Below are 25,433 nucleotides of genomic sequence, written 5' to 3'. Positions count from 1 at the left end.
CGCGCCGTCGCGATATAGATCGCCCGCCCGCAGGGCTGCAGCGCCTTGCGCTCGGCCAAAGTGGACTTTCCCGATCGGGCGCCACCCGTTATGAGTATCGACTTTTTCATTGCTCTGTGGGAAAGCACTTTGTCACGCAAAAATAAAGTCGAAAGCCGACCCGTGGGTGTGCCAAGGACGTCCTCCGATGAATTGATCCCGATCCGCCACGCGCCGCTGACGCGGCTGCGGTGCGGGCCGGATGGTGCTGTGTCGGTGATCGGGGCCAACCGCGCATGAAAACTGCCACCGTGACGGCCCATTTCGGAGAATGGCTTCAGGGACGACTTGGCCCGAAAGGACCCGTTGTCCTGACGACCTTGCCGTGCCAAGCGTTGCAGGTCAGTGCACCGGGGGACGCCCCGCCACCCTTCGCGCCAGATGTCCTGGCCCGTTTCGCAGCGCGATTGGGCCTGGCGTCGGTGCCCAGCGGCGTGACGCGCAATTTTCCCTTGGGCATTGGCGCCGGGGCGTCGACTGCGGCGCTGATCGCCCTTGCGCGGGCGGCGGGGTATGACGATTCGCCCGAACGGCTGGCCCAGGCCTGCATCCGTGCCGAAAGGGCCAGCGACCCGCTGATGTTCCCCTGTCCGGACCGGTTGCTCTGGGCTTCGCGGCAGGGGCGCGTGCTGCGCGAAATGAGGCCGCCACCGCGGGCGGCAATTCTTGGCGGTCAATGGGGGCCGCCCGTTTACACCGACGCCGGAGACGAAACCTTCGAGGATGTGACGGATCTGGTTCAAGACTGGCAAGAGACAGTAGAACAAGGCGACCTGACGCGTTTGTCGGCCGTCGCCAGCGAATCCGCCCGGCGGTGCACCGCGCGCCGCGGGCCGCCCGATCCGATGGCGGAGTTGTCACGGGATCTGGGGGCCTTGGGGATCGTGCGCGCACACACGGGGTCGGTGCGGGGGCTGATCTTTGCCCCCGGTACGATCCCGTCCCATGGCGCAGAGGCGCTGCGCGAGGCCGGGCTGACAGGGGTGCTGACATTCGAAACGGGAGCCACATGACCTTTGCCTTGATCATGCTTGGGGGCATGGCGCTGGACCTTGCTCTTGGCTGGCCGGGCCGGCTCTATGCCCGGATCGGCCACCCCGTGACCTGGCTCGGGCGCGTGATTTCGGCCTGTGAGGCCCGGCGCAACGCGGGATCGGACAAGAAAAGACTGACCGGCGGAATGGCAACGACGCTGATCGTGACCCTGATTGCCGCGCTCCCGGCCTGGGCTGTTCAGGCGATGCTGCCCGACGGTCTGGTCGGTATCGTGATCGCGGCGGTGCTGGCCTGGCCGTTGATCGCGCTGCGCTCGATGCATGACCATGTCGTCGCGGTTGCGCGCCCCCTGAGCGCGGGAGACCTGCCCGCTGCGCGCCACGCGGTCAGCATGATCGTCGGGCGTGACCCTTCGCAGCTGGATACCCGCGCCATTGCCCGCGCCGCCACCGAAAGCCTCGCGGAAAACACCTCGGACGGGATTGTCGCGCCGCTGTTCTGGGGCGCGCTTCTGGGTCTGCCCGGCATCTATGCCTACAAGGCCATCAACACGATGGATTCGATGATCGGCCATCGCAACGCGCGGTACGAATTTTTCGGCAAACCCGCGGCCCGGCTGGATGACCTCGTGAATTGGCTTCCGGCGCGATTGACCGGCTTGATCTTTGCCGGCGTGTCCGGTCACCCGGTCCGGGCCGTTCGGGTGATGCTGCGCGATGCGCCAAAACACCGCTCGCCCAATGCCGGCTGGGCCGAGGGGGCGATGGCCGCCGCGCTGGATATTCGCCTGTCCGGCCCGCGGGTCTATGGAGACCATGTCGCACAGGAGCCGTGGTTGAACGAAGGGGCCGCCGATCCGTCCCCCCGGGATCTGGCAGGCGCGCTGTCTCTTTACTGGCGCGCCATGACAGTTTGTGGGGTTGCCCTGGCCGTCTTGGCACTGCTCTAAGGCACGCATGAGATCATCCCGAGATCACGGCGGAAATCTGGACGCGGCGATCGCCCGATGGGGCGGTACGCCCAAGGACTGGCTTGACCTGTCCACCGGGATCAACCCCACCCCCTACCCGCTGCCACCGATACCCGCGGCATCCTGGGCCGTGTTGCCCCGCAAGGCTGACATGGTGCGGCTGAGCCGGATTGCAGCAGAGGCCTATGCCACCCCGGCGCGCGTCATCGCGATGAACGGCGCCCAGGGTGCCATCCAGCTGGTGCCGGGCCTGCGCAAACCGGGTCGCGCCAAGGTCCTGGCCCCCACCTACAACGAACATGCCGCCGCTTTGCGGGCCGGTGGCTGGCAGGTGGATGAGGTCGGCGATGTCGCGGCTTTGGCCGGCGCCGATCTGGCAGTCGTGGTCAACCCCAACAATCCTGACGGGCGCCGCACGGCGCCAAATGCCATGCACCAGCTTGCGGCAGATGTCGGGCTCCTGATCATCGACGAAAGTTTTGCCGACCCTGAACCGGAACTGTCCTTTGCGCCACAGCTCGAAGGTGACCAGATCATTGTGCTGCGCTCTTTCGGGAAATTCTACGGCCTGGCCGGGCTGCGGCTCGGGTTTGCGCTGGCGAATGGCGCCGTGGCAGAGCGTCTGGTCGAGATGGCAGGCCCCTGGCCCGTTTCCGGGCCGGCCATTGACGTGGCCTGTCATGCCCTTGCCGACCACGCCTGGCGGGAAAAGACAAAATCCCGGCTGACCGCGGCGGCTGCGCGGCTGGACCGGCTGGCGCGACAGGCGGGCTGGGACCTGATCGGCGGGACCCCTCTGTTTCGCACCTACGCGACCCCCGATGCCAAGACCACGCAAGCCGCGCTGGCATGGCAGAAGGTCTGGAGCCGGGTCTTCCCGTATTCCGACACCTGGATCAGGCTTGGCCTGCCCGACCAGGCGCATTGGACACAGCTGGAGACAGCAATCGAGACCGCCTCATTCAAATGATCGATCCCACGCAGGGCAAGACTCAGGCCCGCAAGGCCAACAGCCCGTCGACATCGAGATGGGTTTCCAGATGATCGGCCAGCGCGTCCAGCGTCTGATCCAGGGTGTGTTCATAATTGACGCCGGAGGATAAGACGCCGAACCGCCGGAGCCATGCGGCCCGAAACGCGTCATCGGAAAACATGCCGTGCAAGTAGCTGCCTGAAACACGCCCATCCACCGAGACCGCCCCTTCAGGCGCGCCCTCGACGAGGGCAAAGCCGCGCGCGCGATCCTGACCATCCGAGCGCCCGATGTGGATTTCATAGCCTCGAAACGGCAGATCCACCTCGATATGGCGCGCATCGACATGGCGCAGGCTCTTGTCGCCCCCCATCTCGGTCCGGATGTCGAGCAGGCCAAGGCCCGGCGTGGTTCCAGCCGGTCCTTCCATCCCATGCGGATCGGCGACCTCGCGGCCCAGCATCTGGTAGCCGCCGCATATGCCCAAGACGTGCCCACCACGGCGGTGATGCGCCATCAGGTCGATATCCCAGCCCTGGGTGCGAAGAAATGCCAGGTCGCCGCGCGTGGATTTGGACCCCGGCAGGATCACCAGATCGGCATCCGCGGGGATCGGCTGACCGGCAGACAGCATGGTAAGGCGCACCCCCGGCTCTTGCATCAGCGGGTCAAGATCGTCGAAATTGGCGATCCGGCTAAAGCGCAGGCAAACGATGTGAACACCGTCCGCCCGCTTGGGACTGGCGAAATCCAATGCGTCCTCGGCGGGCAGTTTCCACGCCGCGTCAAACCATGGTGCCACGCCGAATCCCGGCCAGCCCGTCTGCGCCTCGATCATGGCATAACCATCGTCGAACAGCGTCGGATCGCCGCGGAACTTGTTGATGAGAAAGCCGCTGACCCGGGTGACATCGTCTTGCGACATCACCGCCTGCGTTCCGACGATCTGTGCAATGACCCCGCCCCGGTCGATATCCCCGCAAAGGACCACGGGCACATGCGCCGCCTCGGCAAAGCCCATATTGGCGATATCGCCCTTGCGGAGATTGATCTCTGCGGGGCTACCTGCGCCTTCAACCACCACAAGGTCATGCGCGGCTCGCAACCTGTTGAAGCTGTCCAGCACCGCATCCATGAGCTTTGGCTTGAGCTGCGCGTACTCCCGCGCGCGGGTCGAGGTCAGTCGTTTGCCCTGAACGATGACCTGGGCACCGGTGTCGGTCTCGGGCTTGAGCAGCACGGGATTCATGTCCGTATGCGGAGCCAGCCCGCTGGCCCGCGCCTGAAGCGCCTGCGCCCGCCCGATTTCATGGCCCTCCTGGGCCACCGCGGCGTTGTTCGACATGTTCTGCGGCTTGAAGGGGGCAACCGACAGGCCCCGCCGGCGCGCAGCCCGGCACAGCCCCGCGACCAGCATGGATTTGCCCACGTTCGAGCCGGTGCCCTGGATCATGAGTGCGCCCGGCACGGATCAGAACTCCACCCCCTGCTGCGCCTTCACCCCGTCGCGGAAGGGGTGCTTGATCAACGTCATCTCGGTGACAAGGTCCGCGGCCTCGATCAGCTCCGGCTTTGCGTTGCGCCCGGTCAGGCAGACATGGGTCATGTCGGGTTTCTCGTGCAGCAGGAAATCGACCACCTCGTCTATATCGAGGTAATCATAGCGCAGCGCGATGTTTATCTCGTCGAGCAGGACGAACTGCACCTCGGGATCAAGGATCTGCTCACGTGCCATTTTCCAGCCGTTTTGCGCCGCAGCGATATCGCGTTCACGGTCCTGCGTTTCCCAGGTAAAGCCCTCGCCCGAGACCAAAAAGCGGCATTCATCGGAAAACCGCTCGCGCAAAAAGCTGCGCTCACCCGTCGCCCAATTGCCCTTGATGAACTGGACAACAGCGCAGGGCATCCCGTGGGCGATACAGCGCATGATCATGCCGAAACCGGAGGACGATTTGCCCTTTCCCGACCCGGTGTGCACCATGATCAGGCCTTTTTCTTCGGTCTTGCTTTCCATCATCCTGTCGCGTACAGCCTTGATTTTGCGCATTTTTTCCGCGTGGCGGTCATTTTCTTCGCTGCTCATGTCGGCATCCTCGTTCTTGACAAGCACTGTGGATTTAAACCAAGAGGGGTCTTGTTGGTGCCTGTCTACACAGGTGAAAAGGGAATGTGCAGCCACGAATTCCGTGGTCAAGCACAGCCGCCCCCGCGACCGTGACCGGAGAAGGTTGCTCGAAACCACTGGCAAATGCTGGGAAGGACGAGCCGCCACTGGGCCTTGGCCCGTAATCCGCAAGCCGGGAGACCTGCCAACATCATGAAGCACGAAACCGGACGGGGTGTTCCGGTGTCGGAATGCGGCCCTGCAACCGGGCTTTTTCCGCCATCTGACCCGCGTTCCATGAAGATGGGACCGAGGACATGTCAATCAACGCCAGAAACCAGCCGCAGACGGAATTGCTTGTTTGCGTCAAATGCCGACGGGGGCAGGAAATCCCGTCAGACGCGCGTCGGCCGGGGCAGGCGCTGTATGATGGTCTGACAGCCCTGGACTGTCCCGAAGGCCTGCGCATCACGCCGGTCGAATGCCTTCAGAACTGTGATTACGGCTGTACCGTCGCTCTGCGCGGCGGTGACGCGAAATGGACCTATGTGTTCGGTCACGTCGAAGAAGCCTCGCATCCGGAAATGATCCTTTCGGGCGCCGCGCAGTACCAGGACAGCGCCGACGGGATCATCCCGTGGCGCCAGCGCCCCGAGCACTTCAAGCGCAACTGCGTTGCGCGCATCCCTCCCGTCACCCAAGCCACGGACGCCTGAAATGACCAATCTCGCAAAACTTCCCGTCACAGTGATCACCGGATTTCTCGGCTCGGGCAAGACGACGCTGATCTCGCAGCTGATGCAGAACCCCGGCGGCAAACGGCTGGCCGTGGTGGTCAATGAATTCGGTGATGTGGGGGTCGACGGGGAAATCCTCAAAGGCTGCGCCATCCCGGATTGTCCGGCCGAGAACATCATGGAGCTGGCCAATGGCTGCATCTGCTGCACCGTGGCCGATGATTTCATCCCGACGATCGAAGCGCTGATGAAGCTGGAGCCGCGCCCGGATCACATCCTGATCGAAACCTCCGGCCTGGCGTTGCCCAAGCCGCTGCTCAAGGCCTTCGACTGGCCGGATATCCGCTCTCGGATCACCGTTGACGGGGTGATCGCTCTTGCGGATGCCGAAGCCGTGTCCTCGGGCCGTTTTGCACCTGATGTTGCGGCGGTGGATGCCCAGCGCGAAGCCGATGACAGTCTCGACCACGAAACACCGCTTTCCGAAGTGTTCGAGGATCAGATTTCCTGCGCGGATATCGTGCTGCTGACCAAGCCCGATCTGGCCGGTCCCGAAGGCGTGGCCAAAGCCAAGGCAATCATCGCCGCCGAGGCCCCGCGCCCGCTCTCCGTGGTCGAAGTGTCCGAGGGCGCGGTCGATCCGCGCGTGATCCTCGGACTCGAAGCCGCGGCCGAAGACGACATGGGCGCACGCCCGTCGCACCATGATGATCACGACGATCATGAGCATGACGACTTCGAATCCATTGTCGTGGACATCCCGGAACTGCAGGATCCGGCGGACCTGGTCCGCGCCATCGAGACCCTGGCCAACGACAACAACATCCTGCGCGTGAAGGGCTATGCAAGCGTCGCGGGCAAGCCGATGCGCCTGTTGGTGCAGGCCGTGGGCGCGCGGGTGCGCCACCAGTATGACCGGCCCTGGAAACCGGACGAAGCGCGCGCAGGCCGCCTCGTGGTCATTGCCGAGCATGATGATGTAAATCCCGAGGCGATCCAGGCAGTGCTCAGGCCCGCCACCCGGGCCGCTGAATAGATCGGGACGCCAGCAATGCATGTCGTTTTCCGCGAAAGCCACGGTCTTGAAGAGACAGACACCCCGATCGACCTGGGCCAGGATCCGGCAGATCTGGTGGTGCTGTCCTTTTCCGACAGCGACCTGGGCGCTTTCGCGGAAGGTTGGCGGCGCGGCGGCGGGTCCGGGGGCAAGCTGCCCAGCTTGCGTTTGGCAAACCTGTCAGCCCTGCGGCATCCGCTGTCTGTCGATACCTATGTGGAAAACACGCTGGAGGGCGCCAGGGGCATTCTTATCCGGCTGATCGGCGGCCTTCCGTATTGGGACTACGGCGTGCAGCAGGTTCTGGCCCTGGCGCAGCGCAAGGGGATCGCCGTGGCTGTCCTTCCCGCAGATGGCCGCGAGGATACACGGCTCGACACGATGTCCACCCTGCCCGTCTCGACGCTGCGCCGGCTGGCGCGTCTTTGTGATGCCGGCGGCGCGGTGGCCGCGCAGGCCGCTTTGGCACAGATGGCGCTCGCGGCTGGTCTCTATGCCGCGCCGGTGCGCGGGAGCAAATCCGTTCCGCCCGTCGGCACCTGGACGCCGGAACACGGCGTGGTATGCCCTTTGGCGGATATGCCGCCGGACGACGGCCCACGCGTGTTGATCGTGTTCTACCGGTCTTATCTCGTGGCGGCCGATCTTGCACCGATCACCGGCCTTGTCGCCGCCTTTCGCGCACAGGGCTTTCATGCGCGCGCGATTTTTGCCCCGTCGCTGAAGGCCCCGGAGGCCGCTGGCTGGATGGCGCGCCAGGTGAGGGTCTACGGCCCGGACGCGATCGTCAACGCGACCGCGTTCAGCGGAAAAGGCGCCGAGGGCCGGTCTCCTCTCGATCCGGGCGAGGTCCCGGTTTTTCAAGTGGCGCTGGCCACCTCCACCCGCGCCGCGTGGGCCGAAGCCGAGCGCGGCCTGTCGCCTGCCGATCTGGCAATGCACGTGGTGCTGCCCGAGGTGGACGGGCGGCTGACGGGCGGCGTGGTTTCCTTCAAGGAACCGGGCAAGCGCGATCCCGATCTCCAATTCGCGCGCTACGCCCATGCCACCGATGAAGAACGGACAAACGCCGTGGTGGCACGCGTGCGCGGCTGGACCGATCTGGCCTCCATACCGGTCTCGAAGCGGCGCGTGGCCCTGGTGCTGTCGACCTATCCCGGCAAGGACTGGAACATGGGCCATGCCGTGGGGCTGGATGCCCCGGCCTCGGCGCGCGCGATCCTGTCCGATCTGGCGCGCGCCGGCTACGACGTCGAGGCGGCCGCGCCCGATCTCGAAGACAGGCTTCTGGCGCAGGACGTTCGCCTGCCGCTGGCGGCGTATGGGTCCCTTCTCGACCGCCTGCCCCGGCAGCTCCGGAACGATCTGCACGCGGCCTGGGGCGCTCCGGCGGCAGATGACAGCGTCAGCGACGGGGCCTTCCGTTTTGCCGTGTGGCACACCGGCCGCGGGCTGGTGGCCCTGCAACCCGAGCGCGGCACGCCAAAGCTGCGCGACGACGAATACCACGACCTGTCGCGCACCCCGCGCCACGCCTACGTGGCGTTTTATCTGTGGTTGCAACAACAGGCGGACGCGCTGGTGCATGTCGGCGCGCATGGCACGCTGGAATGGCTGCCCGGAAAATCCGTGGCGCTGTCCCGCGAATGCTGGCCCGAGGTCCTCACCGGTGCGCTGCCGGTGATCTACCCGTTCATCGTGAACGACCCCGGCGAGGCCGCGCAAGCCAAGCGCCGGATCGGGGCCGTGACCTTGGGCCATGTGCCCCCGCCGCTGCGTCAAAGCGAGACACCTGACAGGCTGTCCCGTCTGGAAGCGCTGCTTGACGAGTTCTCCAACGCCGACGGGTTGGACCCGAAACGCCGGGATCGGCTGCAAACGGATATCCGTACAGAGGCGCAGGTCTTGGGGGTCGAGGATGATCTGGGACTGGACGGCGTCGCCTGTAGCGCCGAGGCGATCACCCGGATCGACCGTTTCGTCTGCGACATCAAGGAAAGCCAGTTCGGCGACGGTCTGCACATCTGGGGCCGCGTCCCGGACACAGCCGGCGCATTCGATGTCACCGCTTCGGCGCAGGCCGAACGCCAGTCGCTGCTTGATGCGCTCGACGGCCGGCGCATCGCCGAAGGGCCCTCGGGGTCGCCCTATCGTGGACGGCAGGATGTTCTGCCCACCGGCAGAAACCTGTTCACCACGGATCCGCGGTCCGTCCCCACCCGCGCCGCCTATGCGCAGGGTGTGAAACTGGCCGAGGAACTGGTCCGGCGGCATTTGCAGGACGCCGGCGACTGGCCGCGCGGGCTGATCGTGGACCTCTGGGGCTCAGCCACCATGCGCACCGCCGGCGAAGAATTCGCCATGGCGCTGCACCTGTTGGGTGTGCGCCCGGTCTGGGACACGGGTTCCGAACGCGTGTCCGGGCTGGAGGTGCTTCCGATCGCCGAACTGGAGCGGCCGCGTATCGATGTAACCCTGCGCGTGTCCGGCCTGTTTCGCGACGTATTCCCGACGCTCTCGGCGCTCTTTGCCCAAGCCACCCGCGCGCTGGCCGCGCGTGACGAGGCATCCGACTGGAACCCCTATGCCGGGCGCACCCCGGCCGCGCGGGTCTATGGCCCGGCACCGGGCAGTTTTGGACTTGGCATGGGCGCGGCCCTGGACAGCTTCACGCCAGAGGCCCGCGTTCAGGCCGGGCAGGCATGGCTCGATGCCTCCGCCTGGGCCTTGGACGGGGATACGGCCAAGCGGGATATGGAAGGCCTGAAGGCTCGCGTGGCGCAGGCTGACAGCTTCGTTCACCTGCAAGACCTGCCAGAAACCGATCTGCTGCTGGCCTCGGATTATGCCGCGCACGAGGCAGGCTTTGCCGCGGCTCAGGGGATCACCGGCGGTCAGGCCGCGCTTTATCATCTGGACGTGACCAACCCCGAGGCCCCCCGGGCGCGCTTGCTGCCCGAAGAGATCGCCCGCGTGGTGCAGGCGCGTGCTGCCAATCCGCACTGGATTGCCGGCATGCGCGCGCATGGGTTCCGCGGGGCGGCAGAGCTTGCCGCAACGCTCGATCACATGGCCAGCTTCGCGCAATTGGCGGGAGCGGTCGGCCCGCATCTGTTCGACGCGTATCACGAGGCGACGCTGGGCGATCCCGAAACAGAAGCCTTCTTGCGAGAAACCAACCCGGGCGCGCATGACGCGATGCAGGATACCTTCCGCGCCCTGCACGAGGCCGGGCTTTGGCAGACGCGGCGCAACTCGATCCTGGCAGAGCTTGGCGCGGGGCTGGCGACATGAGCGATGCAGTCTCCGACGCACCGGTTGTGCAGGGCTGGTGCCCGGGCGCGCATCGCCCGATGATGTCCGGCGACGGCCTGGTGGTGCGGGTGCGCCCGTTTGGTGCCACGCTTTCGGTCGCACAGGGACGCGCGCTCTGCGCGCTGGCACGGCGCCATGGCAATGGCGCATTGGACCTGACCAGCCGGGCAAATCTGCAGATCCGCGGCGTCGCCGCCCCCGATCACCCTGCCCTGCTGGCCGAACTGGCGGCGCTGGGGCTGCTGGATGACACCCCGGCAGTCGAGGGCCACCGCAACGTCCTGATGCCGCACGACTGGCAGGCGGGCGACCAGACCGACCGGCTTCATGACGCGCTGCTGCACACCCTTCCAGGACTGCCGGCCTTACCCCAAAAGATGGGCTATGCGCTGGACACCGGCGCCGGGGCATGGCTTGCCGGCGGGTCCGCGGATTTCCGGTTCGAACACGATGCAACGGGCGGGCTGTTGCTGCGGGCCGACGGGTCGCCCCTGGGCCGGGCCGTGACCGGCTCCACCGCGATGGCGGCACTGAAAGACATGGTCACATGGTTTGTCGAGACCGGTGGCCCGGACGCCGGGCGAATGCGGCGGCACCTGCTGAAGACGCCATTACCGGACGCGTGGCAAGACCGCGCGCCGCGGCCCCCGGCGGCACCGTCGACACCGGGCCGGGTCGGCGATTGCCTGATCCTCGGTGCGCCGTTCGGCAGTCTTCCGGTGGATGCGCTCGAGGCCGCGCTCGGGCTGCCCGGTGTGCGCGACATGCGGCTGATGCTCGACCGGTTGTTCTGCCTGCGCGGCGCCCTTGCCGACAGCGCACCCGGCTTTGTCTCCGTCCCCGGATCGGCCCTGTTGCGCGCGCACGCCTGTCCGGGCGCGCCGCTTTGCCCGCAGGCCACCGTGGAAACCCGCGCGCTCGCGCGGCGTCTGGCCGACAGGGTGCCGGGAACACTGCATGTGTCCGGCTGCGCCAAGGGCTGTGCCCTGGCGCGCCCTGCCGCCTTCACACTGACCGGGCGCAACGGGCGCTTTGACCTTGTGCGCGATGGGGTCCCCTGGGATGCCCCCGACGCCACCGGTCTCGACCCCGATCAAATCGATGACCTGACCGGAGTCACCTGAATGCCCTATGAATACGAAAAAGACGGCGCAGCGATCTATGCCGAGAGCTTTGCCACGATCAGGGCCGAGGCCGATCTGGCGCGCTTCGAGGCCGGTGAAGAACAGATCGCCGTGCGGATGATCCATGCCGCCGGGATGGTGGGGCTGGAAAAGCACCTCCGCTTTTCACCGGGGTTTGCGAAGGCGGCGCGCGGCGCGCTGGAAGCAGGAGCGCCGGTCTTCTGTGATGCGCGCATGGTGTCCGAGGGGGTAACCCGCGCCCGGTTGCCGGCTGACAACGAGGTGATCTGCACCCTGCACGCCGACGGCATCCACGCCCTGGCGCGCGACATGGGCAACACCCGCTCTGCCGCCGCGCTCGAGATGTGGCGGCCAAAACTCGACGGCGCGCTGGTGGCCATCGGCAATGCGCCGACGGCCCTGTTTCACCTGCTCAACATGCTCGAAGACCCCGCCTGCCCGCGCCCGGCCGCCATCATCGGCTGCCCGGTGGGCTTTGTCGGCGCGCGCGAGAGCAAGGACGCGCTCTGGGCGGATCAACCCGTGCCCTGCTGCATCGTCGAAGGCCGGCTGGGTGGCAGCGCCATCACCGTGGCCGCCATCAATGCCATCGCGAGCCGCAAGGAATGACCCACCCCGTGACACCGAAAGGCACGATCCGGGGCGTGGGACTCGGCCCCGGGGACCCGGATCTGATGTCGGTCAAGGCCGACCGCCTGTTGCGGCATGCCTCCCATGTGGCGTTTTTCCGCAAGGCTGGCCGCATCGGTCAGGCCAGGCGCATCCTTGACGGCATGCTGCGCTCGGATGTGACCGAGATCGCCATGGAATATCCGGTCACGACGGAAATCCCCCTGAGCGACCCGCGCTACAATCAAATCCTCTCTGCCTTTTACGAGGCAAGCGCCGCGCGCCTGCGGGGCTTGTCGGAGGCCGGGCAGGATGTGGTCGTGGTCAGCGAAGGCGACCCGTTCTTCTATGGCTCTTTCATGCATCTCTATAGCCGGCTCAAGGACGATTGCCCGGTCGAGGTCGTGCCCGCCATCACCGGAATGAGCGCGGCATGGACGGCGACCGGTTTGCCCGTCACCTGGGGGGACGACGTGCTCAGCGTCGTGATGGGCACCTTGCCCGAGGACGTGCTTGTGGGTCACATGGCCCGCGCCGATGCGCTTGTCGTCATGAAGATAGGCCGCAATTTTGCAAAGGTCTGCGATGCACTGCACCACACGGGACGGTTCGATGATGCCTGGTTGATTGAATACGCCGCCATGGCCGATCAAACGGTGCAAAGACTGTCGGAGGCTGGCGACAGGGTGGCGCCGTATTTCTCGATCATCGTTGTGCATGGCAACGGGAGGCGTCCATGAACGGCTCGCTGGTCATCGCGGGGCTTGGCCCCGGCGCCGAGCCGCTTGTGACCCCCGAGGTCAGCGCGGCGCTGGCGCAGGCCACCGATGTGGTGGGCTATATCCCCTATGTCGCCCGCGTGGCGGACCGACCGGGCCTGACCCTGCACCCGTCCGACAACCGCGTCGAGATCGACCGGGCCCGACATGCCCTGGAAATGGCCGGTGAGGGTCGGCAGGTCGTGGTTGTCTCCTCTGGCGATCCGGGTGTCTTTGCCATGGCCGCTGCTGTCTTTGAAACATTAGAGGCCGGACCGGCAGAATGGCGCGATCTGGACATCCGCGTGTTGCCGGGCATCACCGCCATGCTGGCCGCGGCCGCGCGCGCCGGGGCTCCGCTGGGCCATGATTTCTGCGCCATCAACCTCAGCGACAACCTCAAACCATGGGCGCTTATCGAAAAGCGGCTTCGGCTCGCGGCCGAGGCTGATTTCGCCATGGCCTTTTACAATCCGCGCTCCAGGTCGCGGCCCGAAGGGTTCGCCAGGACCTTGGAGATCTTGCAAGAAGCCTGCGGCGACGCCCGGCCGGTCGTCTTTGGGCGCGCCGTCTCGACACCCCTGGAAGAGATCCGCGTTGTCCCGCTGCCGGACTGCACGCCCGACATGGCCGACATGCGCACGGTTGTTCTGGTCGGCTCATCGACCACCCGCATCATCGAGCGCGCGGGCGCGCCCATCGTCTACACCCCAAGATCGGTGCAGGCATGACCCATCCAGCGCATGACCCCGGCGATGGAATGCGTCTCCTTGCGCGGCGGGATGGCGGGCCGGTCGATCATCAGGACCGGCAGGCCCAGCGCGCGCGCCGCGATGATCTTGGCCTGCGCACCGGTGCCGCCCGCATTTTTGGACACCAGCAGATCAATGCGATGCCGGGCCAGAAGCGCGCGGTCTTCCTCCAGCGTGAAGGGGCCACGATCCACGATCACCGTCGCATCGGGAAAGCCCAAAGGCTCTGCGGGCGGGTCGACCAGCCTGAACAGGTAGCGATGTTGCGGATTGACCGCGAAATCGGGCAGATGCATCCGCCCGACGGCCAGCATCACGCGTTTCGGCGGGCCGTCCAGCGCGGCCACCGCGCCCGCGATGTCCGGAACATGGCTCCAGCGGTCTCCCGGTTGTGCCTGCCACGGCGCGCGGGTCAGTGCGACAAGCGGTGTTCCGGTCTGCGCACAGGCCTCGATGGCATTGCAACTCATTTGCGCGGCAAAGGGATGGGTCGCGTCGATCACATGGGTGATCGCATGGTCGCGCAAATACTGCGCCAGCCCCGCCACACCACCAAACCCGCCGACGCGCATCGGCAGGCCCTGCGGCACAGGGCTGTTGACACGCCCCGCCATGGAGACCGTGCCGAAAAGGCCCGCGTCTGCCACCGCCTTGCACAGGCGGCGTCCCTCGGTCGTGCCGCCCAGAACAAGGAGGGTCGGGCGCATGTCTGAGACTCCGTGGTTGACGGTGATCGGTTTGGGCGAAGATGGACCGGACGGTCTGTGCCGCGCAAGCAAAGAAGCCATGGCAGAGGCCGATTGCATCATCGGCGCGAAACGCCACTTGTCGCTCTTGCCGGAAAGCGGGGCGCGGTTGATGGAATGGCCGGTGCCCTTTTCCGACGGGCTTGACCTGGTGATGGCGCGGCGCGGCCAGCCCACGGTGGTGCTTGCATCGGGCGATCCGTTCTGGTTCGGAGCCGGCACATCGCTTGCCACGCGTCTTGAGCGGGCCGAATGGCGGGCGTTCCCCGGGCGATCGAGTTTTTCGCTGGCGGCCGCCCGGTCGGGATGGGCTCTGGACAAGACGCTGTGCCTTGGTTTGCATGCCGCGCCGCTGTCCCGTCTGCGTCCGCATTTGGCCCCCGGGCAGCGGATCATCGTCACGCTGCGCGATGGGCCGGCTGTCGCCGACCTTGGGCACTACCTGCATGACTGCGGCTTTGGCCCGTCGCCTTGCATCGTGCTGGAGGCACTTGGCGGTCCGCGCGAACGGATAACGGAATGCGCGGCGCAAGAGCTGCAAGGGCGCGAATTTGCCCACCCTGTTTGCGTGGCGTTCGAGGTCGCCGGTGACGGAGACGTGCTGCCACTGGCCTCGGGACGCCGGGATGACTGGTTCGACAATGACGGCCAGATCACGAAACAGCCTGTCCGGGCGCTGACACTTGCGGCGCTCGCACCGCGCCCCTTCGAGCACCTTTGGGATATCGGTGGCGGCTGCGGCTCTATCGGGATCGAATGGCTTTTGTCGCACCCGACCTTGGCCGCCACGGCCATCGAGCCGCGCTCCGACCGGGCCGACCGGATGCGTGCCAACGCGGCCAAGCTGGGCGTGGATCGCCTGCGCGTTGTCAAGGGCAAAGCCCCCGACGTCCTGGCAGATCTTGCCTTGCCCGATGTTGTCTTCATCGGCGGGGGCCTGTCTCCGGCGCTGTTGGCGCACCTGGAAACCCTTCCCGAAGGCACGCGGATTGTGGCCAATGCCGTGACATTGGAAAGCGACGCGCTGCTGACGCAGACGCAGGCCCGCCTTGGGGGCACATTGATGCGGATCGAGATTGCCGACACCGCGCCGATCGGCCGCAAACGCGGCTGGCGCGCGGCCTACCCCATCACGCAATGGAGCCACGCCCTATGATCGTCGCCGGTTTCGGTTTTTCCACCCGCGCGCGGGATGACAGCTTGCGCGACGCGTTGCGACGAGCCTGCGCCAGTGCCGGGATTTCCGGGCCGGAGGCTCTGGCCACGGCACAGGACAAAACCGCAGCGCTCGATGCGCTTTCGCAGTCGCTGGGGGTTCCCGTTCATCCGGTCTCGCAAGAAACACTGGCCACTCAAACCACGCAAACACGGTCTGCTCGGGTCGCGGCGGAGCGGGCCACCGGCTCCGTCGCCGAAGCCGCGGCGCTCGCAGCCGCCGGGGCGGGTGCGCGGCTGTTGACCCCGCGCATGCACGCGCAGGACCGCCTCGCCAGTTGTGCCATAGCAAAAGGAGCCTCTTCATGACCGTCCATTTCATCGGTGCCGGACCGGGAGCGCCGGACCTGCTGACCCTGCGCGGCCGCGATATCATCGCAAGCTGCCCGGTTTGTCTTTATGCGGGGTCTCTGGTGCCAAGGGCCATTCTGGACCATTGCCCTGACGGCGCGCATATCGTGAACACGGCGCCCATGGGTCTGGATCAGATCCTCGCCGAGATCCGGCAGGCCCAAGAGGCCGGCCAGGATGTGGCGCGGCTGCATTCGGGCGACCTGTCCGTCTGGTCTGCCATGGGCGAACAGATGCGCCGCCTGCGGGCCGAGGGCATCCCGGTGTCGGTCACCCCGGGGGTCCCCGCCTTCGCAGCCGCCGCGGCGTCGCTCGGGGCGGAACTGACCCTGCCGGGCCTGGCGCAATCGGTCGTGCTGACGCGCACCCCGGGTCGGGCCTCCACCATGCCCGAGGGCGAAACACTGGAAAATTTCGCCGCCACGGGCGCCACGCTGGCCATCCACCTGTCAATCCAGAACCTGTCGCGTGTGGTGGACGACCTGGCGCCGGCCTACGGACGGGACTGTCCGGTTGCCGTGGTCTACCGGGCCAGTTGGCCGAACGAGACGATCCTGCGCGGCACGCTCGGGGATATTCAAGGCAAGCTGACGGAAAACATCCAGCGCACAGCCCTGATCCTGGTTGGCCCCGCGCTGGCAGGCGAAGGCTTCGAGGAAAGCTGCCTCTATGCAGAGAACTACGACCGGCGCTATCGGCCACAGAGCGCCGAAAGCCCGTGGATAAACTGGACAGAGGAAACGGAAAATGGGTGACTTGGCATGAAGGGGCTGCTGATTTCCGCGCCATCCTCGGGCACCGGCAAGACGACTGTCATGCTGGGGCTGTTACGCGCTCTGGCCGAAGATGGATTGGCCGTGCAGCCGTTCAAATCCGGGCCGGACTATATCGACCCGGCCTTTCATCAGGCGGCCAGCGGGCGATCCAGTTTCAACCTTGATGGCTGGGCCATGGGGCCCAGGCTCTGGCAAGCGATCTCGGTGCAGGGCGCGCAGGCGGATATCTGCGTGGCCGAAGGCTCCATGGGTCTCTTTGACGGCGTCGCCACGCGCGGCCAGCAAGGCTTCGGCAGCAGTGCCGAAACGGCGCAGGCGATGGGCTGGCCGGTGGTGCTGGTGCTCGATGTGGGCGGGCAGGCGCAATCCGCTGCCGCCACGGCGCTTGGCTTCAAGAGCTACAACCCCGACCTGCCCTTCGCGGGGGTGATCCTCAATCGTGTGGCGTCGCCGCGCCATGAGCGGTTGACGCGCATTGGCATGGATCGCGCGGGCCTGCCGGTTCTCGGCGTTTTGCCCCGGCGTGGCGATCTGGCCCTGCCAGAGCGGCACCTGGGCCTGATACAGGCCGAGGAACACCCTGATCTTGAGGCCGCGATTGCCGGATATGCCGACTTCCTGCGCGCGCATGTGGATCTTGCCGCCATTCGCGCGGCGGCCCGGGGACACGCTTTGCCCCCACCCCCGGCCAGCCTGCCCGGACCACCGGCGCAGCGCATCGCCATCGCGCGGGATGCGGCGTTTTCCTTCACCTATCCGCATCTTCTCCAGGGCTGGCAGGAGGCAGGTGCACAGGTCATGCCCTTTTCTCCGCTTGCCGATGAGGCCCCGCACCCGGACGCCGACCTGGTCTGGCTGCCCGGCGGATACCCGGAGCTCTACGCGGGCAAACTTGCCGCCGCCGAGACGTTTCGCGCGGGCCTGCGCAGCCACGCGCAAACCCGCCCCGTGCACGGTGAATGCGGCGGCTACATGGCCCTGGGCGAAGCGCTGATCGACAAATCCGGCACCCGGCACCGGATGGCCGGGCTGCTCGGGCTTGTCACCAGCTATGAGAAACGCAAATTCCACCTTGGCTACCGGCGGGCGATCTTGGAGGCCCCGTTTCCGGGATTCGCTCCGGGCACGGCGCTGCGCGGTCACGAGTTCCATTATTCGACCATTCTCGACCAGCCCGATGCGCCCTTGGCGAACGTCTGCGACGCCGATGGAAATCCGGTGCCCGAGACAGGCTCGCGTCGCGGAAGGGCCTCGGGGACCTTCTTTCACCTTATCACGGAAGAGGAACGCGCATGACGGGCTTTGTCAGTTTCGTGAGTTCGGGGCCGGGCGATCCTGACCTCCTGACACTCAAGGCCGTGGATCGGCTGAAGCGCGCGGATGCAGTGCTCTTCGATGACCTGTCGTCCGGCCCGATCCTGGGACATGTACGCAGCGGGGCCGATCTGGTCGGGGTCGGAAAGCGGGCCGGGCGGGCATCGCCCCGGCAGACCCATGTCAGCCAGCTTCTGGTCGACTACGCGCAGATGAACCAGCGCACTGTGCGGCTGAAATCCGGCGACAGCGGCATTTTCGGACGCCTCGAAGAAGAGATCACTGCGCTCAAGGCGGCGGGCATCCCGTTTGAAATCATCCCCGGTGTCCCGTCTGCCTGTGCAGCTGCCGCCGCTGCGGGTATTCCACTAAGCCGCCGGCTGACATCGCGGCGTGTCCAATTCATCACCGGGCATGACGTGACCGGACAATTGCCAGACGACATGAATATCGCGGCTCTTGCCGATCCGACCGCATCCACGGTCGTTTTCATGGGCAAGCGCACCTTTCCCAAACTCGTGGACAGGCTGTGCGCGGCCGGGCTGCCCGGAACCACACCGGCGTTGCTGGCCGAGGGGGTCAGCACCGAGGCGCAACGTATCGAACGCCACACGGTGCAGTCGCTGGCAGACCAGCTGACCCAAGAGGTCAGCGACAACCCGGCGCTTATCCTCTTCGGGTCTCTTTGCGAGGATTAGAGCCCAGTCCCTGCGCCCGGGTTTCATCACTTGTTTGCTGTCCGATCAGCTGCAATACTCGACATCACGGTGACGTGTTCAGCGTCATAATAGGGAACCGGGTGCAAGACCCGGACTGCCCCCGCAACTGTAAGCGGCGAGCGTAACGGAAAACCACTGGCCCCTCCGGGCTGGGAAGGCCGGACACGCAACGACCCGCAAGTCAGGAGACCTGCCGTAAAAAAGCGAACCCGCCGCGCAAGCGGCACATCTTGCTGCCGGAGGGGCAGCCATAGGAATGAGGGATACCCCATGCATATCGAACCCGGTGTCGTTGACGGCGCCAAAATGGCATTTGCATATACAACCGCCGCCGGCGCGACCGGCTATACAGCAAAACTCGCCCTGGAAGACCTGCGGGCGCATAACGCCGGCTCGTTTGCCGTACGGACGCTTTTTGCAACCGTCGGCACAATCGTCTTTTTCGAAGTCCTCCCGCATTTTCAGGCAGGGATCTCCGAGGTGCATTTCATTCTCGGCACGACACTCTTCCTGCTGATGGGCGCTGCACCGGCCGCGCTTGGCCTGGTCTTCGGCCTGTTGCTTCAAGGGATGCTCTTTGCCCCGACGGACATGCCGATGTATTTCGTGAATCTCACCACCCTGCTGGTGCCGCTTTTCGCCGTCACCGCGCTGGCGCGACGGATCATTCCACAAACCACGGCATATGTTGACCTGGAATATTCCAGCGTTCTGAAACTTTCTGCCATGTACCAGGGCGGAATCGTCGCCTGGGTCGCCTTCTGGGCCTTCTATGGCCAGGGCGCCGGTGCCGAGACGTTCCAGTCCGTCTGGACCTTTGGCGCGGCGTACATGCTCGTGATCCTGATTGAACCCATCGCTGACCTCGGGGTCCTCGCGGGGGCCAAGGCATTGCGCCGAGGCGATCGGTCGCCCCTGGTCACCCATCGGCTATACAACGCCGCCTAAGCCTGCCACCGCAATCGAAGCCCGGGTCCCACAAACGGACCCGGGCTTTCTCATGCGGAGATCCCGACATGACACATCTTGATATCCGGCTCGTGGGCATCGGCACGGGCAGCCTGTCGCATATCACGCTGGAAGGCGTGCAGGCGCTGCGCGACGCAGCCCTGATCCTCGTGCCGCACAAGGGGCAGGACAAGGATGACCTTGCCGAGATCCGATACCAGATCATAGCAGCCACCGGGACCAAGGCCGCTGTCGCTCATTTCGAATATCCACAGCGCGATCCCGCTTTGCCCTATCAAGAGCGCGTCGCTCTGTGGCATGACGAGATCGCACGCCGCTGGCAAGCGACCATCGCGCAGGCCAGGATCGAGGGCCCTGTCGCGCTTCTCGTCTGGGGGGATCCATCGCTCTACGACAGCACGCTGCGCATCGCCGCCCGCCTGCATCCCACCCCTTCCGTCCGGGTCGTGCCCGGCATCACGGCGATACAGGCCCTGACAGCGGCCCATGCAATCCCGCTCAACACGGTGGACGGCCCGGTGCAGATCACGACAGGGCGCCGCCTGCGGGCGTCCGGGATGCCCGCGGACCAAGACACGGTGGTCGTGATGCTGGACGGGCAATGCTCGTTCCGGCACCTCGACACGTCGGGACTGCACATATGGTGGGGCGCGTATCTCGGGTCGGACCACCAAATCCTGCTCGACGGCCCTCTCCACGACACAAGCGACCAAATCGTAAAGACGCGTTCGGCAGCACGGGACCGGCACGGCTGGATCATGGACAGCTACTTGCTGCGGCGGGTCTGATCGGCCTTGCGCCAACCGATGATGTCTCGAAAACCCCAGGCCGGGGGAAAATCCGTCGCCCCCGCCGTGACACCGCTGAGGCGGGCAGTCCGCAGCCATGACCGTGGCCTGCGCCCGCCCGCGTGTGGTCTCAAAGACGCGTTGAACGTCCGCTCATCCGCAGACCAGCCCGCCGTCCACGATCAGCGTCTGGCCGGTCACCGCGCGGGCCCAGGGCGAGGCGAAGAACAGGACCGCATCGGCCAGCTCCTCGGGCGTTGTGACGTGGCCCAGCGGCGTCTGCCCCGCGATCAGATCAAAAACCGCGTCCGGCGTGGCGGCACTGGCGTCGGTGGTGCGCAACAGGCCCCCGGCCACCATGTTGACCGTCACACCCAGCGGCCCGAGATCGCGCGCGGCCGTGCGTGTGAAGGCCATCAGCGCGCCCTTGGCCGCGGTATAATCGTGATAGGGCACCACCGGGTTGTGAAAGAGATTGGTGCCGATGGTGATGACACGCCCGCCGCCCGTGGCCTCGAAATGCGGCCGCAGCGCATTTATCGCGTGCAGCGCGCCGCCCAGCGCGACCTGCGTCTGCGCGGCAATGTCCTCCCAGCTCATCCGCTCCAGCGGCGTGCGCGCATCCCCGTCGAAAGAGAAATCTGCCAGCGCATTGTGCACCAGCACCGTCGGCGGGCCAAGCCGATCGGCGACATCCTGCACCATGTTGGTCACCGCCGCCGGGTCCGTCATGTCGGCCGCGAAGGCCACGGCCCCATCGCCCAGCTCGTCAGCCAGCGTCTGCGCGGCCTCCGCGCTGCGGCGGTAGTTGATGGCAACGCGCGCACCCTCGCGGGCGAAGGCGCGGGCAATGGCAGCGCCCAGGCCCCGGCCCGCGCCGGTGACAAGAACGGTGTGATCGTGAATGGCTGTGGTCATGGCGTGGTCTCCTTGGGGACAGGCATGGCGTGGAAATGGTGGACGGGACCGTGGCCGCTCCCGACAGTCAGGGTGTCTGCCGCGGCGATGCTGGCGGCGATATAGGCCTTGGCCCGGCGCGCCGCCTCGGGGACTACGTGACCGTGGCCCAATTGCGCGGCCAGGGCCGAGGACAGCGTGCAGCCGGTCCCGTGTGTGTTGCGCGTGGCGTGGCGCGGGGCATCCAACCGCTGGGCGCCGTCATCCGTCATCAACAGGTCCGGACTGTCCGGTCCGGCCAAGTGCCCCCCCTTCAGCAGCACCGCCGCCGGCCCCATGGCGCGCAGCGCGGCGGCCTGTGCCGCCATTTCCGGCCAGTCGGTCGCCTCGACAGCGTCCAGCAGGTCGGCGGCCTCGGGCAGGTTCGGGGTCAGCACCGTGGCCATGGGCACCAGCCGGTCGCGCAGGGCGGCGACGGCGGCAGGCTCCAGCAGCCGGTCGCCCCCCTTGGCCACCATCACCGGGTCCAGCACGATGGGCGCGGCCAGCCCCTCGAGCGCATCGGCCACGGCCTCCACGATTGCAGCGCTCCCCAGCATGCCGATCTTGACCGCATCTATCCGGATATCGTCGCGGATCGCCGCGATCTGGCGGATTACCATGCCAGGCTCGGTCAATGTGACACCGGTGACAGCTTGCGTGTTCTGCGCGGTCAGCGCGGTAATCGCCGCCATGGCATAACCGCCATTCGCCGAGATCGCCTTGATGTCCGCCTGGATACCGGCGCCGCCCGAGGGGTCGGAACCGGCGATGGACAGGATGTTGGGGATCATGGCTGCCTCCATGCGTCATGCAGTGCGCGGGTCGCGGCCTCGGGATCTGATGCGCGGGTCACGGCCGAGACGACGGCCAAGCCCGTGGCGCCCGCCGCGCGCAGGCCGGGAATGTCGGCCGCGGTCAGCCCGCCAATGGCGACAACAGGCACCGTGCAGGCCGACACGATTCGCCTCAGACCCGGCAGGCCGATGGGGGCCGCCGCGTCGGGTTTCGTCGCGGTGGCGCGGACCGGCCCGGCACCGATATAATCGACACCCTCGGGGATGGCGGCGCATTGGGACACGGTCTCGATCGACAGCCCCAACTTCGCCTCCGGCCCGATCCGGTCACGCGCGGCACGCGGGTCGCCATCGCCCTGCCCGATATGCAGGTCGGACCCGGTCTGGCGCGCAACCTCCAATCGGTCGTTCACGAAAACGCGCACGCCCATCGGCCCGAGGTCCTCCAGCAACGCGGCCACCATGCGGGCGATCTCGGCATCCGGGGCAGACTTGTCGCGCAGTTGCACCGCCCAGGCACCACCAAGTGCTGCGGCACGGGCCTGCTCGATCACCGGGATCGGCGCATCCGGATCGGTGACGACATAGACCGGGCCGATCATGCCACCGCCTCGATCCGCGCGCCCGCGTCCAGCGCCCCGGGCGTCAGCGCGTGTAACGCGTCAAGGAAAGCCGGCACGAAGCTGCCCGGCCCGGCAGCCTGCGCGCCCGCCAACTCACCGGCAAGGCCATAGGCGGACAATGCGGCGGCGGTCGCCTCCAGCACCGGCTGGCCCACGCAGAACGCCGCGATCACACCGTTGAGCGAACAGCCCATCACGGTGATCTTTGCCATCATCGGGTGGCCATTGGCCACGCGCAGCGCCCGCGCGCCGTCGGTGACAAAGTCCACCGGTCCCGACACCGCGACAACACCGCCGGTGCGGCGCGCCAGCAGACGCGCGGCCTCTTCGGCCTCCGCCACCGCATCGCCCGCATCGACGCCGCGCGCGGCCCCGCCCAGCCCCGCCAGCGCGAGGATCTCGGAGGCGTTGCCACGCACCACCGTGGGCCGCAACTCCAGGAGCCGCGCCGACAGGTCCTGCCGGAAGCGGGTCGCGCCCACACCGACCGGGTCAAAGACCCAGGGCCGCCCGGCCCGGTCCATGACGCCCGCCGCCTCTTCCATGCCGGCGGCCCAGGCCGCATCGGCGGTGCCGATATTGACGGTCAACGCCTGAGCGAGACCCGCGAACTCGGCCACCTCCTCGCGGGCATGGACCATCGCCGGCGAGGCCCCAACGGCCAGCAGGACGTTGGCCTGCACGTTCATGGCCACGAAATTGGTGATATTATGCACAAGCGGCGCGGCGGTGCGCATCGCGCTCAGGTGGTGTCCGGGTGTTTGCATTGCGCCTCCTTTCCGGCAGAGGCGCAAGCGCGGACGTCCCTGGGGGCGCGCCGCCTTGCAACTTCCTCCGCCGGCATGATCCGGGTCAGGTTCGAAGGGTACGTCTCAGCCCGCATGTTGCGGGCGCCCCTGTTGCGTGTACCTGATAGTGCAGCTTGGCCCGGCGGTGTCAACCTGGCGCACCCGAGAGAACCGCCGATTGTCCAGGGATGCTCGGCCCCGCCAGCCCTCGGCCACGGCCGGGATAGAGCGCAGCCCGTATGCGCCGCTTGGGCGGACGGTGAGAGCATAACCCAACAACGGTGTCAGTGCCGGGTTTCAAATATCATGGGGTATCAAACACCGCGCATTTTTAACCCGATAAAAGGAATTTCCTCAATCTTGCCAGCGGCCCGCGACAAGCCAAACTGACCCAACAGCCAAGCCGTTCCGATCCAGACCAAACCTTCAACCCCCGAAGCATGAGGCGGGAGCGCCGACACGAAGGGCGGGGAACGGAAGTTCACTTTAAGAACTGCAGCCTTGCCACAAGTGAGGCAAAAGCAGACGCTCAAACGAGCGGCAACTGAGGTAAGCCCGATAGAAAAGATACCACCGTTGATCGCGTCCAGACGACAAATCCGCAGCCCTCTGCGTCTGTTTATAGAACTTGGCACAAGCTTACATGTTTACATGATATCAAGCAGAGTTGACGCGTTTCACACGTCAACATAAAGTGTAACGGCTAGCCTTCAGCCCTAAATGCGGGGAAACCGTGGACTTTACCAACATTAACTCAAAAATCGCGAAGCTCAATGCTTGCGATGTCAACACTTTCCAAACTTCGCAGAATAGTTTTACACACTTTGCCCTTGAGCTGAAGGTCGAACGCTTCCGGCACTTGAGCGAAGTTATGCTGCCGTTGAATCATCCAGTGACCGTTCTCGCTGGGACTAACAAGATCGGCAAGACCAGCTTGCTGCTCTTGCTGGCATGCAGTCACGAAAAGTTCATGCGTTTGGATGCAAGCAAGCCCGAACCAACCTGGCGTGAACACGCATGGAAAGACGTGCTGACCTTTACAAAACACGAGACAGAGACGAACGACTACACATACAGCATGAAGTGGCGTCTCGCGAATAAATCACAGACTGGGGAAGGGAAAAGGCTCGCAAGCAGCAAGTCATGGAGGGGCCTTGGGAAGAAATCTAAAGAGGTCCGCCGAAACGCGAAAATTAAAGATCGAGAGGTAAGGCTGATCGATCTCGACAGGCTTTTGCCGGCGAGAAGCTTTTCTGCTTCGCTTCTGCGAAAGTCTGGAAACTCTACTCTTACTAAAATGAGTGATGAACTAGCAAAGGCATTTTGCTATGTTCTCGACTTTCCGTACAGTAGTGGTTTTGAAATTTCTGAAGTTGGCGGTCACGTCAATAAACGCTGCTATCTCATCGACTCGCACTCTCATAGCTACTCCAGTTATGGCGCTGCTTCAGGCGAGGAAGCGCTTATCAACTTGTTGCGCGACATTTTGGATGCCCCTGATGGGAGTTTGATTTTAATCGATGAAATCGAGGCAGGGTTTCATCCATATGTTCAAAGAAAATTAGCTGAAATCATTCAACTTTACGCTTGGGAGCACAAAAAACAAATAGTCATGACAAGCCACTCCCCAACACTGATTTCTGCTTTCCCACAAAAATCAAGAAAATTTATTGAATAAGAAGAAGGGTTTAAATAATAAACTGACAAATTAAATCATCTCCTTATTTAAAATCATATCAGATAAGGTCGTTCTTGTCAAGTATAAATTTCCAATAAAGAAAGAAAACTTTTCTCACACTCTTTTAAAAGAAAGAAAGTATATATTATAATATTATTATTAATAGTTAGTAACTAGTGTAATTTATTTACTCACTACGTTCATAAATAAATTAATAATAAGACCTTAATTACTATAGTTATTATTATTATTATATTCATTATTATTATTAATATATT

General features: G+C 65.1%; 27 protein-coding genes and 3 riboswitches. Of the genes, 19 read left to right on the top strand and 8 right to left on the bottom strand.

All coding sequences use genetic code 11. The annotated features are described in order from the left end of the window. On the bottom strand, positions 1–110 hold a 110-nt coding region (locus LCF59_RS15470; RefSeq protein ID WP_292288520.1), incomplete at its 3' end, for a bifunctional adenosylcobinamide kinase/adenosylcobinamide-phosphate guanylyltransferase. A 19-nt stretch (positions 111–129) separates the two neighbouring features. Between LCF59_RS15470 and LCF59_RS15465 the strand changes: the two genes are divergently transcribed. From LCF59_RS15465 to cobD, 4 genes are read left to right on the top strand one after another with little or no spacing between them, the layout of a single operon-like run. Then, a complete protein-coding gene (locus tag LCF59_RS15465; RefSeq protein WP_292288519.1) occupies positions 130–279 on the top strand; it encodes a hypothetical protein in 150 nt (49 codons plus the stop codon). Next, positions 276–1,052: a hypothetical protein gene (locus LCF59_RS15460; RefSeq protein WP_292288518.1), complete on the top strand. Its 777-nt coding sequence runs from the start codon at positions 276–278 to the stop codon at positions 1,050–1,052. Before LCF59_RS15465 ends, LCF59_RS15460 begins: the two co-directional genes overlap by 4 nt. After that, positions 1,049–1,984, top strand: a complete 936-nt coding sequence (gene cbiB, locus LCF59_RS15455) for an adenosylcobinamide-phosphate synthase CbiB (RefSeq protein ID WP_292288517.1) — start codon at positions 1,049–1,051, stop codon at positions 1,982–1,984. The genes LCF59_RS15460 and cbiB overlap by 4 nt, the downstream gene beginning before the upstream one ends. A gap of 7 nt (positions 1,985–1,991) precedes the next feature. After that, the gene (cobD, locus tag LCF59_RS15450; RefSeq protein ID WP_292288516.1) at positions 1,992–2,975 is read left to right on the top strand and encodes a threonine-phosphate decarboxylase CobD; all 984 of its coding nucleotides are present in this window, start codon (positions 1,992–1,994) and stop codon (positions 2,973–2,975) included. A gap of 22 nt (positions 2,976–2,997) precedes the next feature. Here cobD and LCF59_RS15445 read toward each other — a convergent pair whose 3' ends face one another. Continuing rightward, entirely contained in the window at positions 2,998–4,446 is a 1,449-nt protein-coding gene (locus LCF59_RS15445; RefSeq protein ID WP_292288515.1) for a cobyric acid synthase, read from the bottom strand. A gap of 3 nt (positions 4,447–4,449) precedes the next feature. After that, positions 4,450–5,061: a cob(I)yrinic acid a,c-diamide adenosyltransferase gene (gene cobO / locus LCF59_RS15440; protein WP_292288514.1), complete on the bottom strand. Its 612-nt coding sequence runs from the start codon at positions 5,059–5,061 to the stop codon at positions 4,450–4,452. Positions 5,062–5,099: 38 nt separating this feature from the next. Beyond that, positions 5,100–5,307, top strand: a riboswitch (cobalamin riboswitch). A 92-nt stretch (positions 5,308–5,399) separates the two neighbouring features. Between cobO and LCF59_RS15435 the strand changes: the two genes are divergently transcribed. Genes LCF59_RS15435 through cobJ form a run of 7 tightly spaced genes read left to right on the top strand, consistent with a single transcriptional unit; the run spans position 5,400 to position 13,434 of the window. Then, positions 5,400–5,798 (top strand): DUF1636 domain-containing protein, encoded by a 399-nt coding sequence (locus tag LCF59_RS15435; protein WP_292288513.1) that lies wholly within the window; start codon positions 5,400–5,402, stop codon positions 5,796–5,798. Position 5,799: 1 nt separating this feature from the next. Beyond that, a complete protein-coding gene (gene cobW, locus LCF59_RS15430) occupies positions 5,800–6,855 on the top strand; it encodes a cobalamin biosynthesis protein CobW (protein WP_292288512.1) in 1,056 nt (351 codons plus the stop codon). A 15-nt stretch (positions 6,856–6,870) separates the two neighbouring features. Further along, a complete protein-coding gene (gene cobN / locus LCF59_RS15425; RefSeq protein WP_292288511.1) occupies positions 6,871–10,170 on the top strand; it encodes a cobaltochelatase subunit CobN in 3,300 nt (1,099 codons plus the stop codon). Beyond that, positions 10,167–11,315, top strand: coding sequence for a cobalamin biosynthesis protein CobG (locus tag LCF59_RS15420; RefSeq protein WP_292288510.1), 1,149 nt, complete (start codon positions 10,167–10,169; stop codon positions 11,313–11,315). Before cobN ends, LCF59_RS15420 begins: the two co-directional genes overlap by 4 nt. Further along, the gene (locus tag LCF59_RS15415; RefSeq protein ID WP_292288509.1) at positions 11,316–11,945 is read left to right on the top strand and encodes a precorrin-8X methylmutase; all 630 of its coding nucleotides are present in this window, start codon (positions 11,316–11,318) and stop codon (positions 11,943–11,945) included. Next, a complete protein-coding gene (cobI, locus tag LCF59_RS15410) occupies positions 11,942–12,685 on the top strand; it encodes a precorrin-2 C(20)-methyltransferase (protein WP_292288508.1) in 744 nt (247 codons plus the stop codon). The genes LCF59_RS15415 and cobI overlap by 4 nt, the downstream gene beginning before the upstream one ends. Continuing rightward, a complete protein-coding gene (gene cobJ / locus LCF59_RS15405) occupies positions 12,682–13,434 on the top strand; it encodes a precorrin-3B C(17)-methyltransferase (protein ID WP_292288507.1) in 753 nt (250 codons plus the stop codon). The genes cobI and cobJ overlap by 4 nt, the downstream gene beginning before the upstream one ends. Here cobJ and LCF59_RS15400 read toward each other — a convergent pair. After that, positions 13,407–14,162, bottom strand: a complete 756-nt coding sequence (locus LCF59_RS15400; protein ID WP_292288506.1) for a cobalt-precorrin-6A reductase — start codon at positions 14,160–14,162, stop codon at positions 13,407–13,409. The two genes, cobJ and LCF59_RS15400, sit on opposite strands and share 28 nt — an antisense overlap. On the opposite strand from LCF59_RS15400, the gene cbiE reads away from it, so the two are divergent. The 7 genes from cbiE (at position 14,161) to cobF (ending at position 20,333) form a co-directional block, all read left to right on the top strand. After that, a complete protein-coding gene (gene cbiE, locus LCF59_RS15395; protein WP_292288505.1) occupies positions 14,161–15,357 on the top strand; it encodes a precorrin-6y C5,15-methyltransferase (decarboxylating) subunit CbiE in 1,197 nt (398 codons plus the stop codon). The genes LCF59_RS15400 and cbiE overlap by 2 nt on opposite strands. Beyond that, positions 15,354–15,725 (top strand): cobalamin biosynthesis protein, encoded by a 372-nt coding sequence (locus tag LCF59_RS15390; protein ID WP_292288504.1) that lies wholly within the window; start codon positions 15,354–15,356, stop codon positions 15,723–15,725. The genes cbiE and LCF59_RS15390 overlap by 4 nt, the downstream gene beginning before the upstream one ends. Beyond that, positions 15,722–16,522, top strand: a complete 801-nt coding sequence (gene cobM / locus LCF59_RS15385) for a precorrin-4 C(11)-methyltransferase (protein WP_292288503.1) — start codon at positions 15,722–15,724, stop codon at positions 16,520–16,522. Before LCF59_RS15390 ends, cobM begins: the two co-directional genes overlap by 4 nt. A 6-nt stretch (positions 16,523–16,528) precedes the next feature. Further along, positions 16,529–17,839, top strand: a complete 1,311-nt coding sequence (locus LCF59_RS15380) for a cobyrinate a,c-diamide synthase (protein ID WP_292288502.1) — start codon at positions 16,529–16,531, stop codon at positions 17,837–17,839. Then, complete coding sequence (cobA, locus tag LCF59_RS15375; RefSeq protein WP_292288501.1) at positions 17,836–18,555, top strand: uroporphyrinogen-III C-methyltransferase; 720 nt, start codon at positions 17,836–17,838, stop codon at positions 18,553–18,555. The genes LCF59_RS15380 and cobA overlap by 4 nt, the downstream gene beginning before the upstream one ends. A 50-nt stretch (positions 18,556–18,605) precedes the next feature. After that, positions 18,606–18,789: riboswitch (cobalamin riboswitch) on the top strand. Positions 18,790–18,846: 57 nt separating this feature from the next. After that, a complete protein-coding gene (locus tag LCF59_RS15370; RefSeq protein WP_292288500.1) occupies positions 18,847–19,524 on the top strand; it encodes an energy-coupling factor ABC transporter permease in 678 nt (225 codons plus the stop codon). 68 nt (positions 19,525–19,592) lie between these two features. Then, the gene (gene cobF, locus LCF59_RS15365; RefSeq protein ID WP_292288499.1) at positions 19,593–20,333 is read left to right on the top strand and encodes a precorrin-6A synthase (deacetylating); all 741 of its coding nucleotides are present in this window, start codon (positions 19,593–19,595) and stop codon (positions 20,331–20,333) included. Between the two features lie 153 nt (positions 20,334–20,486). Here cobF and LCF59_RS15360 read toward each other — a convergent pair whose 3' ends face one another. Genes LCF59_RS15360 through thiM form a run of 4 tightly spaced genes read right to left on the bottom strand, consistent with a single transcriptional unit; the run spans position 20,487 to position 23,456 of the window. Further along, positions 20,487–21,251: a 3-oxoacyl-ACP reductase gene (locus LCF59_RS15360; protein ID WP_292288498.1), complete on the bottom strand. Its 765-nt coding sequence runs from the start codon at positions 21,249–21,251 to the stop codon at positions 20,487–20,489. After that, a complete protein-coding gene (gene thiD / locus LCF59_RS15355) occupies positions 21,248–22,063 on the bottom strand; it encodes a bifunctional hydroxymethylpyrimidine kinase/phosphomethylpyrimidine kinase (RefSeq protein ID WP_292288497.1) in 816 nt (271 codons plus the stop codon). Before thiD ends, LCF59_RS15360 begins: the two co-directional genes overlap by 4 nt. Next, positions 22,060–22,668 carry a thiamine phosphate synthase gene (thiE, locus tag LCF59_RS15350; RefSeq protein ID WP_292288496.1) on the bottom strand — a complete coding sequence of 203 codons (609 nt, stop codon included), beginning with the start codon at positions 22,666–22,668 and terminating at the stop codon, positions 22,060–22,062. The genes thiD and thiE overlap by 4 nt, the downstream gene beginning before the upstream one ends. Next, the gene (gene thiM / locus LCF59_RS15345; RefSeq protein WP_292288495.1) at positions 22,665–23,456 is read right to left on the bottom strand and encodes a hydroxyethylthiazole kinase; all 792 of its coding nucleotides are present in this window, start codon (positions 23,454–23,456) and stop codon (positions 22,665–22,667) included. Before thiM ends, thiE begins: the two co-directional genes overlap by 4 nt. A 45-nt stretch (positions 23,457–23,501) precedes the next feature. Next, positions 23,502–23,597, bottom strand: a riboswitch (TPP riboswitch). A 613-nt stretch (positions 23,598–24,210) separates the two neighbouring features. On the opposite strand from thiM, the gene LCF59_RS15340 reads away from it, so the two are divergent. After that, on the top strand, positions 24,211–25,155 hold the full coding sequence (locus LCF59_RS15340) for an AAA family ATPase (RefSeq protein ID WP_292288494.1): 945 nt from the start codon (positions 24,211–24,213) through the stop codon (positions 25,153–25,155). The last annotated feature ends 278 nt before the right edge of the window (positions 25,156–25,433 follow it).

This window comes from Marivita sp. (assembly GCF_020055675.1).
Taxonomy (GTDB): domain Bacteria; phylum Pseudomonadota; class Alphaproteobacteria; order Rhodobacterales; family Rhodobacteraceae; genus Marivita.
This window is presented reverse-complemented; position numbering and strand designations above follow the sequence as displayed.

Excerpts from the sequence above, each read along its gene's own strand:
- LCF59_RS15460 (WP_292288518.1), top strand. The coding sequence starts at position 276 with ATGAAAACTGCCACCGTGACGGCCCATTTCGGAGAATGGCTTCAGGGA.
- cbiB (WP_292288517.1), top strand. The coding sequence starts at position 1,049 with ATGACCTTTGCCTTGATCATGCTTGGGGGCATGGCGCTGGACCTTGCT.
- cobD (WP_292288516.1), top strand. The coding sequence starts at position 1,992 with ATGAGATCATCCCGAGATCACGGCGGAAATCTGGACGCGGCGATCGCC.
- cobO (WP_292288514.1), bottom strand. The coding sequence starts at position 5,061 with ATGAGCAGCGAAGAAAATGACCGCCACGCGGAAAAAATGCGCAAAATC.
- LCF59_RS15435 (WP_292288513.1), top strand. The coding sequence starts at position 5,400 with ATGTCAATCAACGCCAGAAACCAGCCGCAGACGGAATTGCTTGTTTGC.
- cobW (WP_292288512.1), top strand. The coding sequence starts at position 5,800 with ATGACCAATCTCGCAAAACTTCCCGTCACAGTGATCACCGGATTTCTC.
- cobN (WP_292288511.1), top strand. The coding sequence starts at position 6,871 with ATGCATGTCGTTTTCCGCGAAAGCCACGGTCTTGAAGAGACAGACACC.
- LCF59_RS15420 (WP_292288510.1), top strand. The coding sequence starts at position 10,167 with ATGAGCGATGCAGTCTCCGACGCACCGGTTGTGCAGGGCTGGTGCCCG.
- LCF59_RS15415 (WP_292288509.1), top strand. The coding sequence starts at position 11,316 with ATGCCCTATGAATACGAAAAAGACGGCGCAGCGATCTATGCCGAGAGC.
- cobI (WP_292288508.1), top strand. The coding sequence starts at position 11,942 with ATGACCCACCCCGTGACACCGAAAGGCACGATCCGGGGCGTGGGACTC.
- cobJ (WP_292288507.1), top strand. The coding sequence starts at position 12,682 with ATGAACGGCTCGCTGGTCATCGCGGGGCTTGGCCCCGGCGCCGAGCCG.
- cbiE (WP_292288505.1), top strand. The coding sequence starts at position 14,161 with ATGTCTGAGACTCCGTGGTTGACGGTGATCGGTTTGGGCGAAGATGGA.
- LCF59_RS15400 (WP_292288506.1), bottom strand. The coding sequence starts at position 14,162 with ATGCGCCCGACCCTCCTTGTTCTGGGCGGCACGACCGAGGGACGCCGC.
- LCF59_RS15390 (WP_292288504.1), top strand. The coding sequence starts at position 15,354 with ATGATCGTCGCCGGTTTCGGTTTTTCCACCCGCGCGCGGGATGACAGC.
- cobM (WP_292288503.1), top strand. The coding sequence starts at position 15,722 with ATGACCGTCCATTTCATCGGTGCCGGACCGGGAGCGCCGGACCTGCTG.
- LCF59_RS15380 (WP_292288502.1), top strand. The coding sequence starts at position 16,529 with ATGAAGGGGCTGCTGATTTCCGCGCCATCCTCGGGCACCGGCAAGACG.
- cobA (WP_292288501.1), top strand. The coding sequence starts at position 17,836 with ATGACGGGCTTTGTCAGTTTCGTGAGTTCGGGGCCGGGCGATCCTGAC.
- LCF59_RS15370 (WP_292288500.1), top strand. The coding sequence starts at position 18,847 with ATGCATATCGAACCCGGTGTCGTTGACGGCGCCAAAATGGCATTTGCA.
- cobF (WP_292288499.1), top strand. The coding sequence starts at position 19,593 with ATGACACATCTTGATATCCGGCTCGTGGGCATCGGCACGGGCAGCCTG.
- LCF59_RS15360 (WP_292288498.1), bottom strand. The coding sequence starts at position 21,251 with ATGACCACAGCCATTCACGATCACACCGTTCTTGTCACCGGCGCGGGC.
- thiD (WP_292288497.1), bottom strand. The coding sequence starts at position 22,063 with ATGATCCCCAACATCCTGTCCATCGCCGGTTCCGACCCCTCGGGCGGC.
- thiE (WP_292288496.1), bottom strand. The coding sequence starts at position 22,668 with ATGATCGGCCCGGTCTATGTCGTCACCGATCCGGATGCGCCGATCCCG.
- thiM (WP_292288495.1), bottom strand. The coding sequence starts at position 23,456 with ATGCAAACACCCGGACACCACCTGAGCGCGATGCGCACCGCCGCGCCG.